We start from the raw sequence: 21,351 nt of genomic DNA, 5'->3' as shown, positions 1-21,351 counted from the left end.
AGCAACAGTAAATCACTCATGCTATAGAGGTTATCCACTTGCCGGACGCCCTTTTGCCTGTCCGGCCTGAGCAAAAAAGCGGACAAATATATGGCTGGCAGTGTCAATAAGGTCATTCTGATCGGTAATCTCGGGCGCGACCCCGAAGTTCGCAATACCCAGGATGGCGGCAAGGTGGTGAATTTTACGCTCGCGACCAGCGAAACGTGGAATGATCGTGCTTCCGGTGAGCGGAAAGAACGCACCGAATGGCATCGTGTGGTGGTCTTTAATGACCGGTTGGCGGATATCGCCGAACGCTATCTGCGCAAGGGCACCAAGGTCTATGTCGAAGGGGCGCTTCAGACCAGAAAATGGACCGACCAGGCCGGACAGGAAAAATACACCACTGAGGTCGTGATCAGCCGCTTCCGTGGTGAAATCACCATGCTGGACAGCCGTTCGGGCGGGGAAGGGGCTGGTGAAGGCGGTGGCTATCGGTCCGCTCCCGCCCAGCGTGCGCCATCCGGCGGTGGCAGCGGATTTGGTGGTGGCAGCAGCCGCCCTGCATCCGGTGGCAGTGGATGGGAACCTTCTCATGGTGGCGATCTGGACGACGAAATTCCGTTCTGATCAGATTATATCACCACGCAGGGGCCCTTGCTGCGCCCCTTCATCATTCAGGTCTGCCGATGCAACCGTCTATGTTGGATGACGGAGGCATGGTATGGATCGGAAGGACGGGTCATCGTTCCTGACCCGTGTCGCCGTTTACTACTGATCTCGTGAGAGTGCATTGAGCGATCATACCAATCCCCCGTCTGCACCGCCGGATGACGATCCGAACGGCGGCTCCCTGCTGATGCCGGTCACGCTTGAGGAGGAGATGAGCCGCTCCTACCTCGATTACGCAATGTCCGTCATTGTCAGCCGTGCGCTGCCCGATGCGCGGGATGGTCTGAAGCCGGTCCATCGGCGCATCCTCTACGGGATGCAGGAAAGCGGCTATACGGCGGATAAACCCTATCGCAAATCCGCCCGCATCAATGGTGACGTGATGGGTAAATACCATCCGCACGGTGATGCCGCGATTTATGATGCGCTGGTGCGATTGGCTCAGCCTTTCTCCCTGCGGGTGCCCCTGATTGATGGTCAGGGCAATTTCGGTTCCATGGACGGCGATCCGGCTGCTGCGCCGCGTTATACCGAGGCGCGTCTGGCCCGCTCCGCCAGCTTCCTGCTGAACGATATTGACCGCGATACAGTCGATTTCCAGCCGAACTATGATGATAGCGAGATGGAACCCCGCGTTCTGCCCGCTTCCTATCCCAATCTTCTGGTCAACGGGGCGGATGGCATCGCGGTCGGCATGGCGACCAAGATCCCTACTCACAACCCGACTGAAGTCATCGACGCCACTCTGGCAATGATCGACAATCCGGACATCACTCTTGATGAATTGATGACCGTGATTCCCGGTCCGGATTTTCCGACAGGCGGCCTGATTCTCGGGCGTTCCGGCATCCGCTCGGCTTTTGAGACCGGGAAAGGCAGTATCACCGTCCGCGCCCGCACTGATTTCGAGGAAGTGCGCGGCGGCCGTCAGGCCATCGTGATCTCCGAAATTCCCTATCAGGTGAACAAGGCCACCCTGCAGGAGCGCATGGCCGAGCTGGTGCGTGCCAAGCAGATTGAGGGCATCAGCGATATCCGTGACGAAAGCGATCGCTCCGGCGTGCGTGTGGTGATCGAATTGAAGCGCGATGCCACGCCGGATGTGGTGCTGAACCATCTGTTCCGCTTTACCCAGCTGCAGATCAGCTATGGCATCAATATGTTGGCCCTGGATGGCGGGCAACCGCGCCTGATGGGGCTGCGGGATGTGCTGTCTACATTCATTCGTTTCCGCGAGGATGTCATCCTTCGCCGGGCGAGGTTTGAGCTGAACAAGGCACGTGATCGCGCGCATCTGCTGGTCGGTCTGGCGATTGCTGTGGCCAATATCGACGAGGTGATCCGCCTGATTCGTCAGAGTCCGGACAGCACCAGCGCCCGTATCGCCTTGATGGAACGCGATTGGCCGGCCGCCGATGTGGCACCGCTGCTCACGCTGATCGATGATGGCGGCAATGTGCTGACCGAAGCGCAGACAGTGCGACTGACGGAAGTGCAGGCCCGCGGCATTCTGGAACTGCGTCTGCAACGCCTGACCGGGCTTGAGCGCGACAAGATCCACAATGAGATGCAGGAAGTCGCCGCCCGTATTGGCGAGCTTCTGGAAATCATCGGCAGCCATATCCGCCGCATGGAAGTCATGCGGGAAGAACTGGCGGTGATCCGGGCCGAGCTGAACTCTCCACGCCGCAGCGAAATCAACGACAGCCTTGCCGATCAGGATGATGAAAGTCTGATCGAACCGGGTCAGATGGTGGTGACCATCACCCGAGACGGTTTCATCAAGCGTACGCCGCTGGATGTGTTCCGTCAGCAGCATCGCGGTGGACGGGGCCGTGCGGCTGCCAGCATGCGTGGCGATGATATCGTGACCCGCAGCTTTAACGCACACACTCATCAATGGGTGCTGTTCTTCTCCTCCGGCGGCAAGGCGTATCGCCAGAAAGTCTGGCGCCTGCCCGAAGCCGGCCCGACAGCCAAGGGCAGGGCGCTGGTCAATCTGCTGCCGGAACTGGGCAGTGACGGGATTACCGCCGTGCTTCCGCTGCCGCAGGATGAGTCGCTGTGGGAAGGGCTGCATCTGGTGTTCGCCACTGCTTCCGGCGGTATCCGGCGCAATCGCCTCTCCGACTTCAAAAATGTGCGGGCTTCCGGCCTGATTGCGATGAAGCTGGATGAAGGTGACCGCCTGATCGGCGTCGCTACCTGTCGGGAGGGGGATGACATTATGCTGGCCTCCCGCCTCGGCCGCTGCATCCGTTTCCAGGCGAATGAGGACACGCTGCGCGTTTTTGCCGGGCGCGAAAGCTCCGGTGTCCGCGGCATGAAACTGGCGCAGGGAGACGAGGTCATCAGCCTGTCCGTGCTGCGGCATGTGGAGGCAACGCCGGAAGAGCGAGCAGCCTATCTGCGCTATGCCTCCGCCCGCCGTCGCAGTGCTGCTGGAGAAGAGGATCAGATCGATGCCGAGGTCATGGAGGCGGATGATTCCGAGGTCACGGTCGATGATACAGCCCTTTCGCCGGAGCGGATCGCCGGGCTGGAAGAAGCCGAAGAATTCCTGCTCACCGTCACCATTGCTGGTTTCGGCAAGCGATCTTCCGCCTATGATTATCGTGTGTCTGGCCGTGGTGGGCAGGGGATTGCCAATATCAATCTCGCTCCCCGCAATGGTCGGGCCGTCGCGGCAACTTTCCCGGTCAGGCCGGGTGATGATGTAATGCTGGTCACTGACGCGGGTCGTTTGATTCGTGTTCCCGCCGATCAGGTGCGGATTACCGGACGCTCTACCATGGGCGTTACCCTGTTTCGGGTCGATAAGGATGAGGTCGTCACCAGTGTTTTCCCGGTGCTGGAGACAGAGTCTGTCGATGATAATGGGGATGATGCCGATTCAGTTGCTCCGGCAGCACCTGATGGACAGGTGACGGATTCAGATGACTGAGTCGACACAGGGCAAGATGCTGCGCACCGGCGTCTATCCCGGTACGTTCGATCCGGTGACGAACGGCCATCTGGACGTCATTACCCGTGCTGCCCGGATGTTTGACCGTCTGGTGATCGGGGTGGCTGCCAATATCGGCAAAAATCCGGTTTTTCCGCTGGAGGAAAGGGTGGATCTGGTTCGTGCCGAAACGGTTACGCTGGGGGGAAAAACCGGAACCATCATTGAGGTGGTGCCGTTTTCCTCGCTCCTGATTGACTTCGCCCGCCAGCATGGTGCCAGTATCATTGTCCGCGGTCTGCGTGCGGTGTCGGATTTCGATTATGAGGTACAAATGGCGGGCACTAATTATCGCCTGGCACCGGATATCGAGACAGTGTTTCTGATGGCGAGTGAACGTCATCAATTCATCTCCTCCCGCTTCGTGAAGGAAATCGCGCGGCTGGGGGGTGATATTTCCACCTTTGTGCCTCCCCTGACATTGCAGCGTACGCTTGCGCGTGTCAGGACGTCATCGGTCCCTGACCCGGAAAGGCCCGTCTGAACAAGGCCCCTTTACCTGACAGAGAGGATACTACCATGCGCCGACGCACTCTGCTCGCCGCAGCCACAACAGCAATGATCGGAGGGATCGCGATGAGCGAGACCGAAGCCCAAGCGGCTGACCCTAATAATCTGGTTTACCTCGACCTGCCCTATGGTCGCGTCGTCATCGAGCTACGCCCAGACCTGGCTCCGAAGCATGTCGAACGCGTCAAGGAACTGTGTCGCGAGCATTTCTACGACAACACCCCTTTCCATCGTGTAATCGAAGGCTTCATGGCGCAGGGCGGCGACCCGACCGGAACCGGTTCGGGTGGCAGCAAGCTGCCTGATCTGCCTGCCGAATTTACTGATGACGCGCATTTCCTGCGTGGCACGGTCGGTGCGGCCCGGACCCAGAACCCTAACAGCGCGAACAGCCAGTTCTTTATCATGTTCGCTCCGGCCCCCAGCCTGGATGGTCAGTATACCATCTGGGGCAAGGTCATTCAGGGCATGGAATTCGTCGACAAGATCAAGCGCGGCTCCGGTGGCAGTGGCATGGTCCAGAATCCCGACCGTATCGTAAAGATGCGTCTGGCCAGCGATCCGCAGTAACTTTTTTCTTCAGAGTCATAGTGCTGCAAAAAAGGGGTATTCGCCCGGACTGGTGCGGATGCCCCTTGTTTTGCAAGATAAATCGGCTTCAGGGTCTTGACCCGGAGCCGCGTCTCGGCCAATTAGCCGGGCACGCAATGGCGGGGCATCCAAGCGCCACGCATTGCTTTTATGGGAGCCCGTAGCTCAGCTGGTAGAGCAACGGACTTTTAATCTGTAGGTCGTGGGTTCGAGTCCCACCGGGCTCACCATATATCTATTTTATTCTGTCTGATCTGTGCTGGCTTGTTCATTTTGGCATGCCTCGATTCTTCGGCGTGCCATTAGCAGTACGGGATGTAGCCGTTCTTTCGAGATATGCACGGTGCGGGTGCGGGCGGAGGTGAGAGCCGAGAACGCCTCTGTTCTGTCCAGACCTGCCAGGGCCAGCAGACGCAACAGTTGCAATCTCCCGATCGTGACTCGGTCTTCTCCGGTAGAAGCTTCCAGCCTGACGATCAGGGCGAGGTCGGTTGCGAGTGACCTATGACCACCTGCCATCACACTATAACTCCGGGACAAGGAAGCCGTCAGGCAAATCAGGCCTGAAAGGCTACTGCGTCAGGGAGTATGCAATAAATGCATTGTTTCTTGCAATAAGAGCGAATTGATCGACCTGTTTAGTGAGCCTGCCAGGCCCGATACAGGTTGATGCAGGTCATCAATGCCATAACGATCACAACAATGCGACCGGCCCACCGACGGATAGCCATATCGTATGAGTCCATTGAATTCCACCCAGTCAATATGACTGCAAAGATTGTTCAGAAGCTTAACGGCACCATATCAGCAACACAGCATGTTCAGGACAGGATAAGGGATCCCATGTTCATCACCGTTCGACCAGATTGGGCTATATCCGAAGCATCTGTATCGCCAGAGAAAAATCGTCTTAGCCGCCGTTCTCTCTTACGGGCGGGTTTGGCGGTACCTGCGCTGTCGACCACCCTGTATGGTGGTCCTTCTTATGCTGCCGGATCTTCTCCCGCCTCGAAAACCGATATTCCATCAGCGGGCCGTCCACTTTCGGCCGAGAAGGATGTCCTCAGCTATAACAATTTTTATGAATTCGGTTCTACCAAAGACATTGTGAGTGCGGCCCAGGCCATGCAACTGCATCCATGGTCTTTGACCATTGATGGCATGGTAGGAAAACCTCGCACCATCGCCTTTGAAGATCTGTTGGGCAAAATGAAGGTGGAGGAACGTATCTACCGCCATCGCTGTGTCGAGGCATGGAGCATGACCGTGCCATGGATGGGGTTTCCGCTTGCCGATCTCATCGCACTGGCAGAACCGCTTTCCGGAGCACGCTATGTCGTGTTCAAAACCAGAATGGAGCCGGACCAGATGCCCGGTCTGGCCCAGATATGGTACCCGTGGCCCTATACTGAAGGACTGGCAATGGATGAGGCCACCCATCCGCTCGCTTTCATTGCAACAGGGCTGTACGGAAAGCCTCTATCGCCACAGAATGGTGCTCCATTGCGCCTGGTAGTACCGTGGAAATACGGCTTCAAATCTGCCAAATCACTGGCAAGCATCAGCTTTACCGATCAACGTCCCAAAACTTTCTGGGAGCAGACCGGCCCGCGCGAATATGGGTTCTGGGCCAACGTTAATCCCGATGTGTCGCATCCTCGCTGGAGCCAGGCTTCAGAACGATTGATCGGTAGCGATGAGCGTGTACCGACACTGCTATATAATGGTTACGCGGAACAGGTCGCCTCGCTTTATACGGGGCGGAGCCGTGAGAAACTTTTCATGTAGCCCCTTTCATGCGGCGGCAGGGGCGGTTTCCCAGCCGAGTTCGACCATTGTGAGAATACGCAGGCCGGACCGATCATGACGCATGACCAGAAGGTTCTTTTCCTCCATATAGCCCAGCAACCGTCTGGCCCGTCCGAGCGAGCGTGTTCCGTAGGCACGGGCAATTTCCTCATCGGAGGGGCAGGGCAGTGTTTCCAGAGCGGCTCGCGCCAGCATCAGGAAAACACCGCGCATGTCGTCTGGCAGCATGAGGCTGCGTTCCACGGCTGATTGCCATGGGCCACCCGCCTCGGTTTCCGCATCTATCCCGGCACGGGCAGTTGCCAGCATGGCGCGGAACTGGGGTAGCGCTGGAGCATCCCCGGTGATCGCATGAATACGGCAACGCACCAGAAAATCCTGATACAGCACGCTGAGCGGCCTGAACCCTGCCTCCGGATCGTCCAGAATATCACGCAGGATGTCGCGTACCTTACGATCACGCTCCCCCTTCTCCTGCTCCGTCAGAGGGAGCGGCAGAGTATTCTGGGCTGGCTGGAAGCGGGCCAACTGCTCGGCAACATCCAGCGGTGGAGGGGATGTCGGTCGACGGGGCGGCAGGGGCCTTGCTTCCGGCTCCGGCCCTGACAAAACCAGATCCCGTACATCTTCCGCCGCAACGGGGGGCAGCGGAGTGAGAGCGGGCGGGGCAGCGCGGGCACCCGTCTGCACACTGCCAATCTGGATTTGCACCGGACGGCGTGACAGGGCTGGCCCCAGAGAAATGAACTGTCCACGCTGAAGGTCACGGAACATTTCCGCCTGACGACGTTCCAGACCCAGCAGATCGGCAGCACGGGCCATGTCGATATCCAGAAAAGTGCGGCCCATCAGAAAATTGGAGGCTTCCGCTGCAACGTTTTTGGCCAGCTTGGCCAGTCGCTGCGTGGCGATGACCCCGGCCAGACCGCGTTTCCGCCCCCGGGCCATCAGATTGGTCATGGCCCCGAGTGAGGCGCGGCGGGCTTCGTCGGATACTTCGCCTGCCGCCGCTGGAGCAAAAAGCTGGGCCTCATCGACCACCACCAGCATGGGAAACCAGTGATCCCGGTCGGCATCGAACAGACCTCCCAGAAAGGCCGCGGCAGCCCGCATCTGTATATCGGCATCCAGCCCTTCCAGACTCAGGACGACAGAAGCGCGGTGTTGCCTCACCCGTTCTGCCGTTCTTTGCAGCCATGCTTCGCTGCGGCCTTCCGCCTGAATAATCAGATGGTTATAGGACTCAGCGAGGGTAACGAACTCTCCTTCGGGATCGATAATCGCCTGTTGCACCCAGTTTGCGCTTTGTTCCAGCATACGGCGCAGCAAATGCGATTTGCCGGAACCGGAATTTCCCTGCACCAGCAAACGGGTTGCCAGAAGTTCTTCAAGATCAAGCCGGGCAGTCGTCCCGTCCCGCGTGGTTCCCAAATCGATCCCGAAGGTCATCACCGTATCCATCAACCCTGAAGCAGGCGGACCCTAGCGGATGATGAGGATGGAGGGTAGCCCGTCAGGTGATGGTAAAATGTCAGTAATTTTTAATAATTATTCTCATTGGCAAGGCGTTACAAAACGTCTAGCAGGCGAAACGTTTTCGGGCTGCTCATGATGAGACCGTATGTGGCACATTTTCTAAACTGGCGGTCAGCGGTGTTATCTGCCACGATCTGGTGTGGCTTTTCTACGCCGTCCCATGCCCAGTCTATTCTTGGTTTCGGGGATCTTTCTGACAGTTTCAGTCTGATCCCCCCCCCGACTTTTGCCGCGCCTGAAGCCAACCAGCAGATGCCATTGGCAGTTGCGCCACCGCTTGGGGAAAACGAATCCTATGATGGACCGCTATGGGATCGTGATTACCTGATCGGTGATCCGTTCCATATGCGCACCTATCTCAATGAGAAAGGTGTCAACATTTCGATGATGGAGCAGAGCGAGGTTCTCGGCAATCTGACCGGCGGTTTGCACACGGGGGCTGTCTATGATGGTCTGACTTCCATCGCTTTGACTACAAATCTCGAGAAACTGGCCGGTATTCCAGGTCTTCAATTCAACGTCAGCGCGTTTCACTTCCATGGACGCAGCATTACGCTGGATAATCTGTCAGATCTGAATACTGCGAGTGGACTGGAAGCGGATCGCGGCTTCAGACTCAATGAATTATGGCTGGATCAGTCGCTTTGGGATGGGCTGTTCTCTCTGCGTCTTGGTCAGCAATCTGTCGATAATGAATTCATGATCAGCTATTATTCCATGCTGTTCATCAATGGCGGTTTCGGCTGGCCGACACTGCCCTCGGTCGATCTGCCTAATGGCGGCAACGCCTTTCCCCTGCCGACGCCAGGTCTCCGATTTCGCTTCCAGCCCCGTCCGGAATATACCCTGCTGATCGGAGCTTATAACGGTAATCCCGGTAGTTACGTCACAAACCCCTCCGGCACGGCTTTTCCCATCAATGACGGCCTGTTTGCGATCGTCGAGTTTCAATACGATCTGCATCATGGTGGAAAGGACGGACTGCCCGGTTTTTATCATCTCGGCAGCTATTATAACTCGGCTTCTTTCAATAATGCCGCTTCCACAGTTGGTCTTACGCCAGTTTCAAATCGCCATGCGATCCTGACCTATCGTAACGACTGGGCCGTGTATTTCAGCGCCGATCAGATGCTTTATCGTGAAAAAGATACTGAAGATCAGGGGTTGGGCACCTTCATTGAAATTATTTCGGCTCCCTCGGACCGTAATCTCGTCTCATTCAACGTCAATGCGGGATTAACCTACAAAGGACTGATTCCAAAAAGAGATCTCGACACAATCGGCATTTCGGTTGCCTATTCCCATGTCTCTGACGGCAAGGGAAACGGATTTATACAGCCGCAAAATGGCGTCGTTCAAAAAGGGTCTGAAACAGTTTTCGAACTTACGTATCAGGCAAGTATAACGCATTGGTGGCTGCTTCAGCCGGATTTGCAGTATGTTTTCAATCCCAGCGCAGGTCTGGCTCTGCCCACCAATCCATCCACCCGTATCGGGAATGAGTTGATAATGGGGCTAAGAACGACCATCACTTTCTGACGGGGCTGTCCTGATCGAGGCTCCCTGTTACAAAGGGATTGTCTACGGGAGAATGCAGCGTGCCGATGAGCGAAAAAGCAGTGGCGGAAGCGCTGGCAGCCGCCGATGCCATCTGTCTGCGTGCCGGCAGCCGCTTCACCCGGCAAAGACGGGCAGTTCTGGCGGTTCTGCTGGAGGCAGGTATGCCTTTATCGGCCTATGACCTTCTGGACCGGCTGCGACCGGTTGATCCCATGGTCAAGCCGGTTACTATTTACCGGGCGCTGGATTTTCTGCTGGCAGAAGGGCTGGTGCATCGTCTGGAAACGACCCGATCCTATGTGGCCTGTGCCCATCCTGACCATCCGCATGCCGTGCAGTTTCTGATTTGCCGATCCTGCGGCAAGGTCGTGGAAGCACATGACCGAACCATCGCAAAAGCCACTGCCGATCTGGGGCGAGCGCAGGGATTCGTGCTGGATCAGCCGACTGTGGAACTGACGGGGCAGTGCAGCGACTGTGTCGATGGGCAAGGACATGGCGAGCACGATGAGAATGCGGATGGTCATTTCGATTGTGCGTCATGCCAGCCCGCGTGACAAAAGGCTCATCACCTGCGCGCAACAGGAAAAGCCGCTTCATGCAGGCCCCTTCCTGGCACGCTGATACGGCAGCAGCACCCCCCGATTCCATTATGACGCGCCATATCATCCCGTGGCGGTGGCAGCGCCATGTGATCGGTATTGCTACTGAAACGATCGGGGAGGGGCGTCCTGTTCTGATGCTTCCCGCATTCAGCACGATCTCGACGATGGATGAAATGCGGCCACTGGCGCGCAGATTGGCGGCGGATGGCCATGCCTGCACATTGATTGACTGGCCTGGGTTTGGGGCCTCCAGCCGGGCCAGACTACATTATTCTCCGGCCTTCTATCATGCCTGTCTGGCTTTTCTGGCCGATCGGCTGCTCCCTGTCGACGGGGAATGCTCCATTCTAGCGGCAGGACATGCTGCAGGATATGCTCTGGCCTGTGCTGCCGATCGCCCATGGGTGAAGCGGCTGGTGCTGCTGGCGCCAACATGGCAAGGCCCACTGAAGGTGATGGGCATGCGGCCAGCCTTCCGGACGGCAATCCGCAGCCTGATCCGCGCACCTGGTATCGGTCAGATCCTGTATCATCTGAACACACATCATCGTGTGATCGGCGCCATGATGCGCAGGCACGTGTATGATGAGCCGATCACTGATGCCCGGGTATCGGCGAAGCAGTCTGTCGCCCGGCAACCCGGTGCACGCTATGCATCGGCCTCCTTCGTGACTGGCGGGCTGGATCCCGCAGGAACACGGGCTGCATTCCAGACCATGCTCGACCGGTTTGGCGGCAGGGCGCTTATTGTATGTGGAGATGCCACGCCGCCACGTTCACGCTCCGACATGCAGGCGATCGAACCGACGCCGTCCAGGATGGTGCTATGGAGCAAAGGAGCTTTGGCCATGCATGAAGAACATGCAGCCACTCTGTCCCCGCATATTACGGCTTTTTTGGGGTAACAGGTCTGAATTTATCCGGCGGCACATTGCGTAAAAAGCGGCGTTGAGATTATATGTTATAACATAACACAATGTCCCTCCTATGTTCCGTTTTCTGTCGTTTCGCCAATCTCGTGTGACTTCCCTGCTGGCATGCGCGGTCCCTGTACGTATGCTGGGGGCCGTCATTGTTCTGGCGTGTCTGTGGCTGGGAATTCTCTGGGCCGTCTCACTTCCATGAGCATGCTCAAAAACGAACATTCTCAAGGGGCACGTTCTGATGGGAGCGGTGGCAGATGCTCTGTTTCCTTGCATAATGTGCGGGTGACATTCGGTCGCCATATCGCAGTCGATGGCGTGACCGGGCTATTTCACCCAGGCAGCCTGACGGCGATAGCTGGACCAAACGGAGCCGGAAAATCCACCTTGCTACGGAGCATTGCCGGGATTGTACCTGTGTCAGGAGGCAAGGTTGATCTTGGCGGTGCGGAGCGCTCTACCATCGGGTACCTGCCGCAGGTTGCAGATATCGATCGCTCTTTTCCCATGACTGTCTCAGATGCCGTGCTGATGGGGGCGTGGCGTCGTCTTGGACCGGTCCGGGGTGCCTGCGAGACTCTCCATTCTGAAATGAGATCTGCCCTCGCTTCGGTCGGAATGCAGGGACGTATGGACACCACGATCGGCTCCCTGTCTTCAGGACAATTGCAAAGGGTGCTGTTTGCGCGGCTGCTGATGCAGAATGCCAGCCTTCTCCTGCTGGATGAGCCATTCAATGCCGTCGATGCGGGAACAACGGCGGATCTGCTTCAGTTAATCAATGTATGGCATCAGGAAGGACGCACTGTCGTCGCCGTTCTGCATGATGTGGAACAGATACGCCGGTATTTTCCGCAAACCTTGCTGCTGGCCCGCCAACCCATCGCGTGGGGGAAAACGCAGGATGTCCTGTCCGACGCTAATATCCGGCATGCACGGGTGCTGGTGAATGGCCAGCCCTCCCTTGATTCGGCCGAGCTCCTTTAGGGCCATGCCATGACTGTCTATCAGGCCATCATCGAGCCATTCGTCACGTTCGGATTTATGCGACGCGCCTTGCTGGCCAGCATTGCGCTCAGTCTGGGAGCAGGACCGGTTGGTGTCCTCCTGCTATTGCGGCGCATGAGTCTGGTCGGCGATGCGATGAGCCATGCCGTGCTACCCGGCGCGGCACTGGGCTTTCTGGCATTCGGGCTTTCCCTGCCTGCCATGGGGGTGGGCGGGTTGATTGCGGGGCTGGCCGTCTCGCTGTTATCCGGCTCGGTCAGTCGGGTCACAGTGCTGAAAGAGGATGCCGCCTTTGCCAGTTTCTACCTGACCTCACTGGCAGCGGGGGTCATGATCGTCTCCTTGAGGGGATCGGGCATTGATCTGCTGCATGTGCTGTTCGGCACGATTCTGGCAATTGATTCTTCCTCCCTGTTCCTGATCGGCACTATTGCCTCCGTCACACTGATCACTCTGGCGATCATTTACCGCCCGCTGGTGATGGAGTGTTTCGATCCCGGTTTTCTGTTCATGGTCAGTGGGCGAGGACCGGTGATTCACTTCATTTTTCTGTTTCTGGTGGTTATCAATCTGGTTGCCGGGTTTCAGACGCTCGGGACGCTGATGGCGGTGGGATTGATGATGCTTCCTTCTGCAACCGCGCGGCTGTGGACAGAAGCTCTGCCGCCAATGATGGCGCTGGCCAGCGCCATTGCCTGTCTGTCCGGGCTGACCGGACTGATTGTTTCTTTCCATCTCGGCGTTGCATCCGGACCGTCCATCGTCCTGAGTGCCGCCGTTTTCTACCTGTTTTCGTTGTTTTTCAGCCGCCATGGTCTGCTGTTAAGAGGACGCAACGCATGATTGCCCGCATACTGGCTACATTGCTGGTTGTGCTGACCACAGTCGGTGCATCCCATGCAGAGGCAGGCAGGCTGCACGTGGTAGCGAGTTTCTCGATACTGGCCGACATGGCAAAGCAGATCGGCGGCAATGATGTGGAGGTTACCAGCCTTGTGCCTCCGGGCGGTGATCCTCATACTTATGAACCGACACCGGATGACGCACGCCGTCTGCACGAGGCGGATCTTGTTCTGATCAATGGCCTCGGCCTTGAAGGATGGATGGAGCGTCTGGTTGCCGCCTCCGGCCCGCGTGGTCAGATCGTGACCGCCAGTGCGGGCCTGATACCGCTGACCATGCAGGAAAATGGTCATTCGGTGGTTGATCCACACGCCTGGAACAGTGCTGCAAACGGCATTCTGTATGCTCGTAATATCGAGACGGCGCTGATAAAGATCGACCCCGGTCAGGCTGCGGATTTTCACCAGCGTGCAGCGGCTCTGATCGCCGTTCTGACCCGTCTGGATGAGGAAGCCCGCCGTGACTTTCAGTCGGTTCCGCCGGGACAACGGAAAGTTCTGACCACTCATGATGCGCTGGGCTATTTCGGCCATGCATATGGCCTGACTTTCCTCTCACCGCTTGGGCTGACGACGGATAATGAGCCATCCGCCAAAACCGTAGCGGCCATGATTCAGCAAATCCGCCTTGAGCATGTCACGCAGTATTTCCTTGAAAACTCTGTTGATTCCCGGCTGGCAAAACAGATTGCTGCAGCCACCGGTGCGAAGCAGGGTGGAACTCTGTTCGTGGAATCCCTCTCGCCTCCGGGCGGGCCTGCCGCCACCTATCCGGATATGTTCCGCCACAACATGACGGTGCTGCTGGCCGCAGTCCGCGGACAATAATCAGGCCGGGTGAAATAAACCTCTCCTACAATCATGACGATAGTTTAGCTTTTCTTTCCGTCAGTTTCGCTCTTTGCTGGAGCAGCAACCATCCTGCATCCCGGGCTGGGAACGATAAAGACGAAGAGGAATGACTGATGGAAACGGTTCAAAGATATTCAAGAACGGCCATTTTTTTTCACTGGGTGGTGGCAGCCCTGATCCTGACAAATATCGGTCTGGCGCTCAGTGCAGATTATTGGCCGGAATCCTCGCTAAGGCAGGTATTCGGCGTCCATAAATCAATCGGTATCACCGTGTTGGGGCTGGTTCTGCTGCGTATTTTCTGGCGTCTGGGTCATAAGCCGCCGGCCTTTCCAGCCCAATACCCGGCTTGGGAGAAATACGCTGCCCACACGGTGCATGGCTTGCTTTACCTCGTCATGCTGACATTGCCTTTGTCAGGATGGCTCCATGAATCGGCATGGAAAGGGGATGCACCGCATCCTTTTTACTGGTTCAATACGGTGCATCTGCCGTTGATTCCTCCGATTGATACGCTGGAGACCAGCCTGCGGATATCCCTGCGGGCTGTGTTCGGCTCGGTGCATCTATGGGCAGGGTATGTGCTGTATGGCCTGCTGGCGCTGCATTTCGGTGGGGTCCTCAAGCATCATCTCATCGACAAGGAAGCCGAACTTCAGCGTATGCTGCCGTAAAGCTGTTGCAGGCGGAGGCTTAATACCTCCGCCGCTCCAGATCAGGCAGAAACACTGCAAGGATGCCGAAAGCAGGCAGCCAGGCGCAGAGACCATAGACAGTCTCGATGCTCGTTTTGTCCGCAAGCCACCCCAGCAGAGCGGCTCCAATCCCGCCCATGCCGAAAGCCAGACCGAAAAACAGCCCGGCCACCGCACCGACATTCCCCGGCAATAATTCCTGACCATAGACCACGATGGCGGCGAAGGCCGAGGACAGGATCAGGCCGATCGCAACACTCAGGATAGCGGTCCAGGCCAGGCTGGCATGAGGTAGAATGAGCGTGAACGGCAACACGCCGAGGATCGAGAACCAGATCACATATTTCCGCCCGATCCTGTCGCCAATTGGTCCACCCGCGAATGTCCCCGCGGCGACGGCGCCCAGAAACAGGAACAGATAAAGCTGAGCCGACTGCACCGAAACCCCGAAATGATGGATCAGGTAAAAGGTGTAGTAGCTGGTGAAGCTGGCCATGTAGAAATATTTCGAGAAGACCAGCGCACAGAGTACCGTCATCGCCAAAGCGATTTTTGCCCGGGGAAGAGCCTGCACAGTGTGCCTGACGACACGCTTTTTCTGACGGTGTATTGCTCCGTACCAGCGCCCGACAGCCGTCAGAATGATAACGCCAAGCAGCGCTGCGGCACAGAACCAGCCGATGGCGTAACGGCCGTGCGGCAGCACAATAAAGGCAGCCAGCAGGGGACCGATCGCCGCCCCCGCATTCCCGCCCACCTGAAACAGGGACTGCGCAAAACCATGGCGTCCACCGGAAGCCAGCCGTGCCACACGAGAGCTTTCAGGATGAAAAATTGACGAGCCAAGGCCGACAATTGCCGCTCCCGCCAGCAATCCGTTAAACCCGCTGGCAATGGACAGACAATAAAGCCCGATCAGCGTGCATCCCATTCCGAAAGCCAGCGAAAACGGCTTCGGCTTGCGATCCGTATAAAGCCCGATCAGGGGCTGAAGAATGGAGCCTGTCATCTGATAGGTCAGGGTCAACAAGCCAATATCGCGGAATTGCAGACTGAATTCGGTTTTGAGGATCGGATAGACAGCAGGCAGCAGCGATTGCAGCATGTCGTTCAGCATGTGGCTGATGCTGATCGCGATCAGAATGGCGAAGACGGTGCCTTCGTTGCGGGTTTCAGTCGTGTTGCCGCCGGGCAGCGTTGCCGGCTGCGCTGTTATCTGTCCACTCACGGGCCATACTCCATGCCCCGCAGACCATGACGGGGCGTGTTCAACCTTTTTCTGACAGCGCGTAATGTGAGCGTTCAGCTCTTATCCTGCTACCGTGGCAGGTGGGTGGCAGCCTTGCGGTCGAGTTTCAGGTCAAGGACAGCGTCTGGCGCGCCAGGCCGATGACATGTCGAGTTTCGGCACAGACACCAAGACGATCAAATACTTCCGGCATCACCCAGTCTGCCGCAACCACGTCTCCAGCCGGAAAGACATTTCCGCCCGGATGGAGACCCGCAAAATCAAGGATCGTGTAATGATAAGCGATCCGGCCGGCCTCATCCCGCGTGATGCTGTCCACATGCGCGACCAGAGACAATGCTCCCGCCACAAGACCGGTTTCTTCCTGTAACTCCCGCCGGGCAGCATCCTCGGCGCGTTCGCCCAGACGCTGTGCACCCCCGGGCAGGGTCCAGCAGCCCTCAGCAGGCGGCTTGCCCCGCCTGATCAGCAGCACAGCTCCATCCGGACGTAAAAGAGCGACACCGACGCCAACCAGCGGTCGCGCCGGATAAAGGCGGGGACAGTCCTCCGTCATGGTCCGCCAGAAACAGGGGGGACTGCACGGGGGCCGATATTCGGCAGCGGCATGGTGGTCGGTATCTCTGACTCGCCCGCAGCGCCGGAGGGAACATGTTCCACGGATTTCAGCAGTTGCAGCGTGGGGAACAGGGCCCGTTCCTTATAATCCTGCACCTGAAAAGCCCATGGACCGACCGCCTTGTTCATGGTGTTGGCAATAGCCTCGCTGCCCGGCGCTGCCTTGGCCGAGAATGTCAGCCATGTCTCATCACCAACCTTGATCTGATTGACGATGACGGTCAGCCCATCCTGCGTCTCGAACACGGATTGGGCCTCGGTTACTCCGCTGATTGCAGCAGCCGGTTTGATATGGGTGAATTCCAGATCACTCAGTGCCTGAAGCGTATCGGCCACTGCATGGCTGTCGGTACGCGGCGCATCTGCCGGCTCTGTCAGCCTGAACATGTCACCTTTCCGACTGAGCGTCAGCACCGGTTCATGCGCAGAGTCCGGTCGCGTGATATGCACCCGATCCAGCCTCGCGGCATTGATGCTGATAATCACCGGATCGACCCAATCCTGCGGATCGTTGCTGAACTCCAGCGCATCTTTGGTCAGCCATACATAGTCATCCCCATGACGGCGGATATAGGTACCACGGGTGGTAGCAGGTGCATTCGTGCTGTCCGTCTGCTGGACCACGCCCTCAATATCTCCGGCGCTCTGGCGATGGCCGATGATCAGCTCTCCGACCAGATCGCCTTTTCCATCCTGCAAACGAATGACTGTCGCGTCGGATTTGGCCGGTTTTGCCGGATCGGGCGTCGCCACACCCAAAAGCGGATATTCCGCAGGATGGTTGGTCCTCGGCTCAGTCAGCCGCAGACTAACCAGCGTATTCAACAATCCCCTGATTTTCGCAGGCCGGGCGACATAGCCGCCCAATTGAGGCACGGTCCAGCCGTGATCCGGTGTCTTGACCAGTGTCATGCTCTGACCAAACTGGGAGATAGTGATGGTCTGGATGCTGTCCAGACGGTTTTTATCCATTAGGGCCGGAAAGGCGGCTTCCCCCTGATGCACCGCAACAGCTGTCAGACTGACGGCATGCGGACCGAAATACCAGCCGCCAGCCAGAGCCAGCACAGCAGCCCCGGCCAGAAAAAGGGATGAGCGCGGCGTCATGGCGCGTTCCTCCGAATAAACGGTCGTTTCAGGAGAAGGCAGGGCAGGGACATGGAAGAGTTTGTCCTCATCTGCGTGCCCTCTGACGCCTGATGCGGCGGATGGTGGCAATCCCCAGCGCAATGGCAATCAGCGCCAGCGGCACGGCACCGATATCCAGCAGACGCAGGCGTGTCTCCAGCGTGCTGATATCCTTGCTCAGATCATGCTCAACCAGACGCAGCTTCTTTCTGCTCTCCTGGATTTCCTGCTGGGCCGACTGGATTTCCTTTTCCTGTGCAGCGGAGATAGCGTCGTCATCCATGGCAGCGCCATCGCCCGACTGGCCCTGACGCAGGGCTATCAGCTTGTCCTGAGCCGCCTGCAAGCGGGTTTGCAGGGCCAGAGAAGCCTGCCGGAACCGTCCCTGAGCGTTGCGGTTCATGGTTTCCACCACCGTGAAAGGCCGCACGGTAATGCTGCTGCCTCCGATACCGCCCAGCGCCTTGTTCCCGGTCAGGGCGCTGACGATTCGGGACAGGAAAATCCCGTTATCGCTGAACGGCTGAAGCGTTTCCTTGCCAAAGAAATCCGAGCCATGCACCCAGAAACGATCGGCAAAGATGTCGCTATCGGACAGGATGACAATATCGGCATCCCCTTTCGTCTCTGGCAGATAGTCAGGCAGGTCCTTCAGGGATGCCACGGAATCGGGTTTACCGGAGAAAGCTGATTTCAGGTGGCCCCGGATCCGGGCAGCCAGGACGCGGGGGCCACCGGAGGGATGGAACTCTGCCGCAATACGCTGCGGATCAGGATCATGAGAGGTACGAATGGACGGGATCGATCCGCTTTCCGGGCTGGAGGACAGCAGCGGCTCGAAGCTGATTTTTGCATCCGGTGCTTTGCGAAGCGCTCCGGCCGCAGCCACCGTTACCTGTGTCAGATCCGCGGTAATCGGGTCATGGCGGTTCAGCCCGTCACGGTCGTTGAACCAGGCCAGATAATTGGTGGAGCCTGTTTTCATATCCTCCGTACGGACCCGCCATGCGCCGTTCGGGTCCAGCACCACTGTATCCGGGTCATACAACACGCCCCAACCGGAGAGCAGTTTGGGCAGGTTGCTCGCATAGCTCGGAGGCCCATCCTGCTGGCGTTTCTGGGCAGGATCAGGCGGCAGCAGAGCCTGTGTTTCGCTGTCGGGATCAACCGCCAGCAGCAATTTGCCGCCACGCATGATGAACTGATCGATTGCATACTGCATCACTTCGGACAGATGCTGCGGATGCACCACGATCAGCGTCTGAATCCCAGGATCAATCCACTGGGCCGAAATGGGAACAGGCCGCAGATCAGCGACTTCTTTCAGCGTATTGACGATGGCCCATGGCTTCATCGGTCCCATGCGCCGGGTCGAAACCAGAGACTGACCGCTGCCCATGATCGGCAAATCGGTCAGAAGTCCGACGACAGGCTTTTGCGGATCGGTCAGGTCATAGATCAGACGAGTCAGATCATATTCCAGAAACCGCTCCCGGTCCGGCTGGAAGAACGGAATGATCTTACGACCATCCAGCCGGTTCAAACCGACCAGACCGAAATAGACCTGCTCTCCGCTCTGATCGAGCGGCACGCCCTGCAAGCCATTGCCGATGGCGCGATCCTCGGTTTCGCTGAATGGCTCCGGATTATAGAACTCGATGGAGAGCATCCCGTGCGAAAGCCGCTTGTACTGCTCCAGCATTTCCCGCACGCGGTCGGCATAGGAGCCATATTTCGGAATCCGTGCGCCGAGAGGCGGCGAATAGAAAAACTTCAGCGTAATCGGTGATTGCAGATGGGAAAGCACGGAAACAGTGCTGTCCGACAGCGTATAGATGCGGTTACTGGTCACATCCCACTGCACCTGCGGCAGCCTGGCATCGACCAGCATATTGGCGCCGATCAGCAGGCCGGCAACCGATACCACCCCCAGCACGGAGGGCCAGATACGCTGTCTGCCCTGAGGGGGGCTACCCTGAGGGGCATGACTTTGGGTGCCGCCCGGCATCCCGGCGGCTGTCTTCAGATCGCTCATCTCATGCCGCCTTCTTGTGCTCAAGGATGACCGTATTCAGGAACAGGAAAAATCCGATGAACGAGGCGAAAAAAACCAGATCGCGCACGGAGATGACGCCGCGTGAGAAATCCAGAAACCTGTCCACGACACTGAAACGGCGGATCAGCGGCACGATGGAGGGCACCGTCTGACTGAGGAAGTCATTGACGGCGGAATAGGAAGCGAGCGCAAACAGCAAGCACACCGCAACCCCCAGCACGAAAGCGATGACCTGATTTTTGGTCACGGCTGAGACGGCAGCCCCGATCGACAGGAATGCGCCCGCCACCAGCATAGCGCCCAGATAGCCGGAGGCAATCACGCCATTATCCGGCTCCCCCAGATAATTCACGGTGATGACGAAGGGAAAAGTCAGCGCCAGCGCGATCCCGCAAAAAGCCCAGGCGGCCAGAAATTTGCCGATAACGGCTTCTGACTGCCGGATCGGCAGGGTCAGCAGCAGCTCGATAGTGCCCAGCCGCCTTTCTTCCGCCCAGAGACGCATGGTGATCGCCGGAACCAGCAACAGAAACACCCACGGGATGAACTGGAAGAAAACGACCAGATCAGCCTGATTACGGTTGAAGAAATCACCCAGATTGAAGGTCAAAATGCCTTGCAACAGCAGGAAAATGACGATGAACACCACAGCAACCGGTGTGGCGAAATAACCGGCCAGTTCCCGCCGGGCGATGGTCAGGATGGTTCTCATATCATGCGCTCCCTGTCGGGAGTTTGGGTCAGGGTCCGGAAGACATCGTCGAGTTTGCGTGATGGATGGCGTTCTGCCAGAGCCGCAGGCGTTTCATCCGCGATGATGCGTCCATGGGCGATGACAATCGCCCTGGTGCAGATCGCCTCAACCTCTTCCAGAATATGAGTGCTGATGATGATGGCCTTGCGAGGCGCCATTTCCGCAATCAAAGAACGAATTTCATGCTTCTGATTGGGATCCAGCCCGTCCGTCGGCTCATCGAGCACAAGGGCAGGGGGATCATTCAGCAAGGTCTGCGCCAGACCGACGCGTCGACGAAACCCTTTCGACAGGGTTTCGATCGGTTGCAGCCTTACCCCCTGAAGCTGCGTGCGTTCCATGGCTTCGGCAATGCGGTTACGCGCCTCCGCACCGCTCAGCCCGCGTATTGTGGCAATGAAGCGCAGAAAAGCCTGCACCGTCATTTCCGGATAGCTGGGGGCGCCTTCCGGCAGAAAGCCCAGCAGTTTCTGTGCAGCGATCGTATCATGACGAACATCGTGACCACCGATTCTGGCGGTACCGCCATCCGGGGTCATGAACCCCGATACCATCTTCATGGTCGTGGATTTTCCGGCCCCGTTTGGCCCCAGAAAACCCAGAACTTCGCCTTTTTTGACCGCAAACGAGACGTCATCGACGGCTGTGAAGGTTCCGAACCGCTTCGTCAGCCGCTCGATTTCTATTAACGCGCCCAATGCCGATTATCTCCCCGGCGTTTTTCTCCCTGAGCGGAATTTGATTGGGGAAACTCCGCATGGACGCAAGAGGGGGAAGGGCTGTTTATGCCGGGCAAACACCATTCGAGATATTGGGTAAAATAATCATGCTTTTTATGATTATATATATGCATAAATAGCAATAAAAATCGTATTTTGTGCAGTATATGACGGTTTG

General features: G+C 57.6%; 19 protein-coding genes and 1 tRNA gene. 13 read left to right on the top strand and 7 right to left on the bottom strand.

Features of this window, described 5'->3' with window-relative positions; all coding sequences use genetic code 11:
* The first annotated feature begins 90 nt into the window (after positions 1–90).
* The 6 genes from ssb to msrP all read left to right on the top strand — a co-directional run bounded on the left by ssb (position 91) and on the right by msrP (position 6,547).
* Complete coding sequence (gene ssb / locus GBCGDNIH1_RS18630; RefSeq protein ID WP_011631927.1) at positions 91–612, top strand: single-stranded DNA-binding protein; 522 nt, start codon at positions 91–93, stop codon at positions 610–612.
* 229 nt (positions 613–841) lie between these two features.
* Positions 842–3,598 carry a DNA gyrase subunit A gene (gene gyrA / locus GBCGDNIH1_RS18625; RefSeq protein WP_050748541.1) on the top strand — a complete coding sequence of 919 codons (2,757 nt, stop codon included), beginning with the start codon at positions 842–844 and terminating at the stop codon, positions 3,596–3,598.
* Positions 3,591–4,142 carry a pantetheine-phosphate adenylyltransferase gene (coaD, locus tag GBCGDNIH1_RS18620; protein WP_011631925.1) on the top strand — a complete coding sequence of 184 codons (552 nt, stop codon included), beginning with the start codon at positions 3,591–3,593 and terminating at the stop codon, positions 4,140–4,142. The genes gyrA and coaD overlap by 8 nt, the downstream gene beginning before the upstream one ends.
* 92 nt (positions 4,143–4,234) lie before the next feature.
* Entirely contained in the window at positions 4,235–4,738 is a 504-nt protein-coding gene (locus GBCGDNIH1_RS18615) for a peptidylprolyl isomerase (protein WP_025286635.1), read from the top strand.
* Positions 4,739–4,913: 175 nt separating this feature from the next.
* Positions 4,914–4,989: transfer RNA gene (locus GBCGDNIH1_RS18610), tRNA-Lys, on the top strand.
* 613 nt (positions 4,990–5,602) lie between these two features.
* A complete protein-coding gene (gene msrP / locus GBCGDNIH1_RS18600; RefSeq protein WP_025318975.1) occupies positions 5,603–6,547 on the top strand; it encodes a protein-methionine-sulfoxide reductase catalytic subunit MsrP in 945 nt (314 codons plus the stop codon).
* Positions 6,548–6,553: 6 nt separating this feature from the next.
* On the opposite strand, the gene GBCGDNIH1_RS18595 is transcribed toward msrP, so the two are convergent.
* Complete coding sequence (locus GBCGDNIH1_RS18595; RefSeq protein ID WP_025318976.1) at positions 6,554–8,017, bottom strand: ATP-binding protein; 1,464 nt, start codon at positions 8,015–8,017, stop codon at positions 6,554–6,556.
* Between the two features lie 174 nt (positions 8,018–8,191).
* On the opposite strand from GBCGDNIH1_RS18595, the gene GBCGDNIH1_RS18590 reads away from it, so the two are divergent.
* The 7 genes from GBCGDNIH1_RS18590 to GBCGDNIH1_RS18560 all read left to right on the top strand — a co-directional run bounded on the left by GBCGDNIH1_RS18590 (position 8,192) and on the right by GBCGDNIH1_RS18560 (position 14,628).
* Entirely contained in the window at positions 8,192–9,643 is a 1,452-nt protein-coding gene (locus GBCGDNIH1_RS18590) for a carbohydrate porin (RefSeq protein ID WP_051496876.1), read from the top strand.
* A gap of 65 nt (positions 9,644–9,708) precedes the next feature.
* On the top strand, positions 9,709–10,221 hold the full coding sequence (locus GBCGDNIH1_RS18585) for a Fur family transcriptional regulator (protein ID WP_025318978.1): 513 nt from the start codon (positions 9,709–9,711) through the stop codon (positions 10,219–10,221).
* A gap of 41 nt (positions 10,222–10,262) precedes the next feature.
* Positions 10,263–11,174: an alpha/beta fold hydrolase gene (locus tag GBCGDNIH1_RS18580; RefSeq protein ID WP_011631918.1), complete on the top strand. Its 912-nt coding sequence runs from the start codon at positions 10,263–10,265 to the stop codon at positions 11,172–11,174.
* A 216-nt stretch (positions 11,175–11,390) separates the two neighbouring features.
* Complete coding sequence (locus GBCGDNIH1_RS18575) at positions 11,391–12,179, top strand: metal ABC transporter ATP-binding protein (protein WP_232449691.1); 789 nt, start codon at positions 11,391–11,393, stop codon at positions 12,177–12,179.
* 9 nt (positions 12,180–12,188) lie between these two features.
* Entirely contained in the window at positions 12,189–13,043 is an 855-nt protein-coding gene (locus GBCGDNIH1_RS18570) for a metal ABC transporter permease (protein ID WP_011631916.1), read from the top strand.
* Positions 13,040–13,930, top strand: a complete 891-nt coding sequence (locus GBCGDNIH1_RS18565) for a metal ABC transporter substrate-binding protein (protein WP_011631915.1) — start codon at positions 13,040–13,042, stop codon at positions 13,928–13,930. Before GBCGDNIH1_RS18570 ends, GBCGDNIH1_RS18565 begins: the two co-directional genes overlap by 4 nt.
* A gap of 137 nt (positions 13,931–14,067) precedes the next feature.
* Entirely contained in the window at positions 14,068–14,628 is a 561-nt protein-coding gene (locus GBCGDNIH1_RS18560; RefSeq protein WP_011631914.1) for a cytochrome b, read from the top strand.
* 19 nt (positions 14,629–14,647) lie between these two features.
* Here GBCGDNIH1_RS18560 and GBCGDNIH1_RS18555 read toward each other — a convergent pair whose 3' ends face one another.
* The 6 genes from GBCGDNIH1_RS18555 to GBCGDNIH1_RS18530 all read right to left on the bottom strand — a co-directional run bounded on the left by GBCGDNIH1_RS18555 (position 14,648) and on the right by GBCGDNIH1_RS18530 (position 21,152).
* Positions 14,648–15,877 (bottom strand): MFS transporter, encoded by a 1,230-nt coding sequence (locus tag GBCGDNIH1_RS18555; RefSeq protein WP_011631913.1) that lies wholly within the window; start codon positions 15,875–15,877, stop codon positions 14,648–14,650.
* 127 nt (positions 15,878–16,004) lie between these two features.
* The gene (locus GBCGDNIH1_RS18550) at positions 16,005–16,454 is read right to left on the bottom strand and encodes an NUDIX hydrolase (protein WP_011631912.1); all 450 of its coding nucleotides are present in this window, start codon (positions 16,452–16,454) and stop codon (positions 16,005–16,007) included.
* Positions 16,451–17,623, bottom strand: a complete 1,173-nt coding sequence (locus tag GBCGDNIH1_RS18545; protein ID WP_011631911.1) for a DUF4340 domain-containing protein — start codon at positions 17,621–17,623, stop codon at positions 16,451–16,453. Before GBCGDNIH1_RS18545 ends, GBCGDNIH1_RS18550 begins: the two co-directional genes overlap by 4 nt.
* A 67-nt stretch (positions 17,624–17,690) precedes the next feature.
* Positions 17,691–19,679 carry a Gldg family protein gene (locus GBCGDNIH1_RS18540; RefSeq protein WP_011631910.1) on the bottom strand — a complete coding sequence of 663 codons (1,989 nt, stop codon included), beginning with the start codon at positions 19,677–19,679 and terminating at the stop codon, positions 17,691–17,693.
* A gap of 1 nt (position 19,680) precedes the next feature.
* Positions 19,681–20,412 (bottom strand): ABC transporter permease subunit, encoded by a 732-nt coding sequence (locus tag GBCGDNIH1_RS18535; RefSeq protein WP_011631909.1) that lies wholly within the window; start codon positions 20,410–20,412, stop codon positions 19,681–19,683.
* On the bottom strand, positions 20,409–21,152 hold the full coding sequence (locus GBCGDNIH1_RS18530) for an ABC transporter ATP-binding protein (RefSeq protein WP_011631908.1): 744 nt from the start codon (positions 21,150–21,152) through the stop codon (positions 20,409–20,411). Before GBCGDNIH1_RS18530 ends, GBCGDNIH1_RS18535 begins: the two co-directional genes overlap by 4 nt.
* Between the last annotated feature and the right edge of the window lie 199 nt (positions 21,153–21,351).

The sequence above is a fragment of the Granulibacter bethesdensis CGDNIH1 genome, from assembly GCF_000014285.2.
Taxonomy (GTDB): Bacteria; Pseudomonadota; Alphaproteobacteria; order Acetobacterales; family Acetobacteraceae; genus Granulibacter; species Granulibacter bethesdensis.
Note: the sequence above shows the minus strand (reverse complement) of the source record. Positions and strands in the feature narration are given on the sequence as shown.

What these genes read in the sequence shown, in the direction of transcription:
- ssb (WP_011631927.1), top strand. Translation starts at nt 91, where the DNA reads ATGGCTGGCAGTGTCAATAAGGTCATTCTGATCGGTAATCTCGGGCGC.
- gyrA (WP_050748541.1), top strand. Translation starts at nt 842, where the DNA reads ATGCCGGTCACGCTTGAGGAGGAGATGAGCCGCTCCTACCTCGATTAC.
- coaD (WP_011631925.1), top strand. Translation starts at nt 3,591, where the DNA reads ATGACTGAGTCGACACAGGGCAAGATGCTGCGCACCGGCGTCTATCCC.
- GBCGDNIH1_RS18615 (WP_025286635.1), top strand. Translation starts at nt 4,235, where the DNA reads ATGAGCGAGACCGAAGCCCAAGCGGCTGACCCTAATAATCTGGTTTAC.
- msrP (WP_025318975.1), top strand. Translation starts at nt 5,603, where the DNA reads ATGTTCATCACCGTTCGACCAGATTGGGCTATATCCGAAGCATCTGTA.
- GBCGDNIH1_RS18595 (WP_025318976.1), bottom strand. Translation starts at nt 8,017, where the DNA reads ATGACCTTCGGGATCGATTTGGGAACCACGCGGGACGGGACGACTGCC.
- GBCGDNIH1_RS18585 (WP_025318978.1), top strand. Translation starts at nt 9,709, where the DNA reads ATGAGCGAAAAAGCAGTGGCGGAAGCGCTGGCAGCCGCCGATGCCATC.
- GBCGDNIH1_RS18580 (WP_011631918.1), top strand. Translation starts at nt 10,263, where the DNA reads ATGCAGGCCCCTTCCTGGCACGCTGATACGGCAGCAGCACCCCCCGAT.
- GBCGDNIH1_RS18575 (WP_232449691.1), top strand. Translation starts at nt 11,391, where the DNA reads ATGAGCATGCTCAAAAACGAACATTCTCAAGGGGCACGTTCTGATGGG.
- GBCGDNIH1_RS18570 (WP_011631916.1), top strand. Translation starts at nt 12,189, where the DNA reads ATGACTGTCTATCAGGCCATCATCGAGCCATTCGTCACGTTCGGATTT.
- GBCGDNIH1_RS18565 (WP_011631915.1), top strand. Translation starts at nt 13,040, where the DNA reads ATGATTGCCCGCATACTGGCTACATTGCTGGTTGTGCTGACCACAGTC.
- GBCGDNIH1_RS18560 (WP_011631914.1), top strand. Translation starts at nt 14,068, where the DNA reads ATGGAAACGGTTCAAAGATATTCAAGAACGGCCATTTTTTTTCACTGG.
- GBCGDNIH1_RS18550 (WP_011631912.1), bottom strand. Translation starts at nt 16,454, where the DNA reads ATGACGGAGGACTGTCCCCGCCTTTATCCGGCGCGACCGCTGGTTGGC.
- GBCGDNIH1_RS18545 (WP_011631911.1), bottom strand. Translation starts at nt 17,623, where the DNA reads ATGACGCCGCGCTCATCCCTTTTTCTGGCCGGGGCTGCTGTGCTGGCT.
- GBCGDNIH1_RS18540 (WP_011631910.1), bottom strand. Translation starts at nt 19,679, where the DNA reads ATGAGCGATCTGAAGACAGCCGCCGGGATGCCGGGCGGCACCCAAAGT.
- GBCGDNIH1_RS18535 (WP_011631909.1), bottom strand. Translation starts at nt 20,412, where the DNA reads ATGAGAACCATCCTGACCATCGCCCGGCGGGAACTGGCCGGTTATTTC.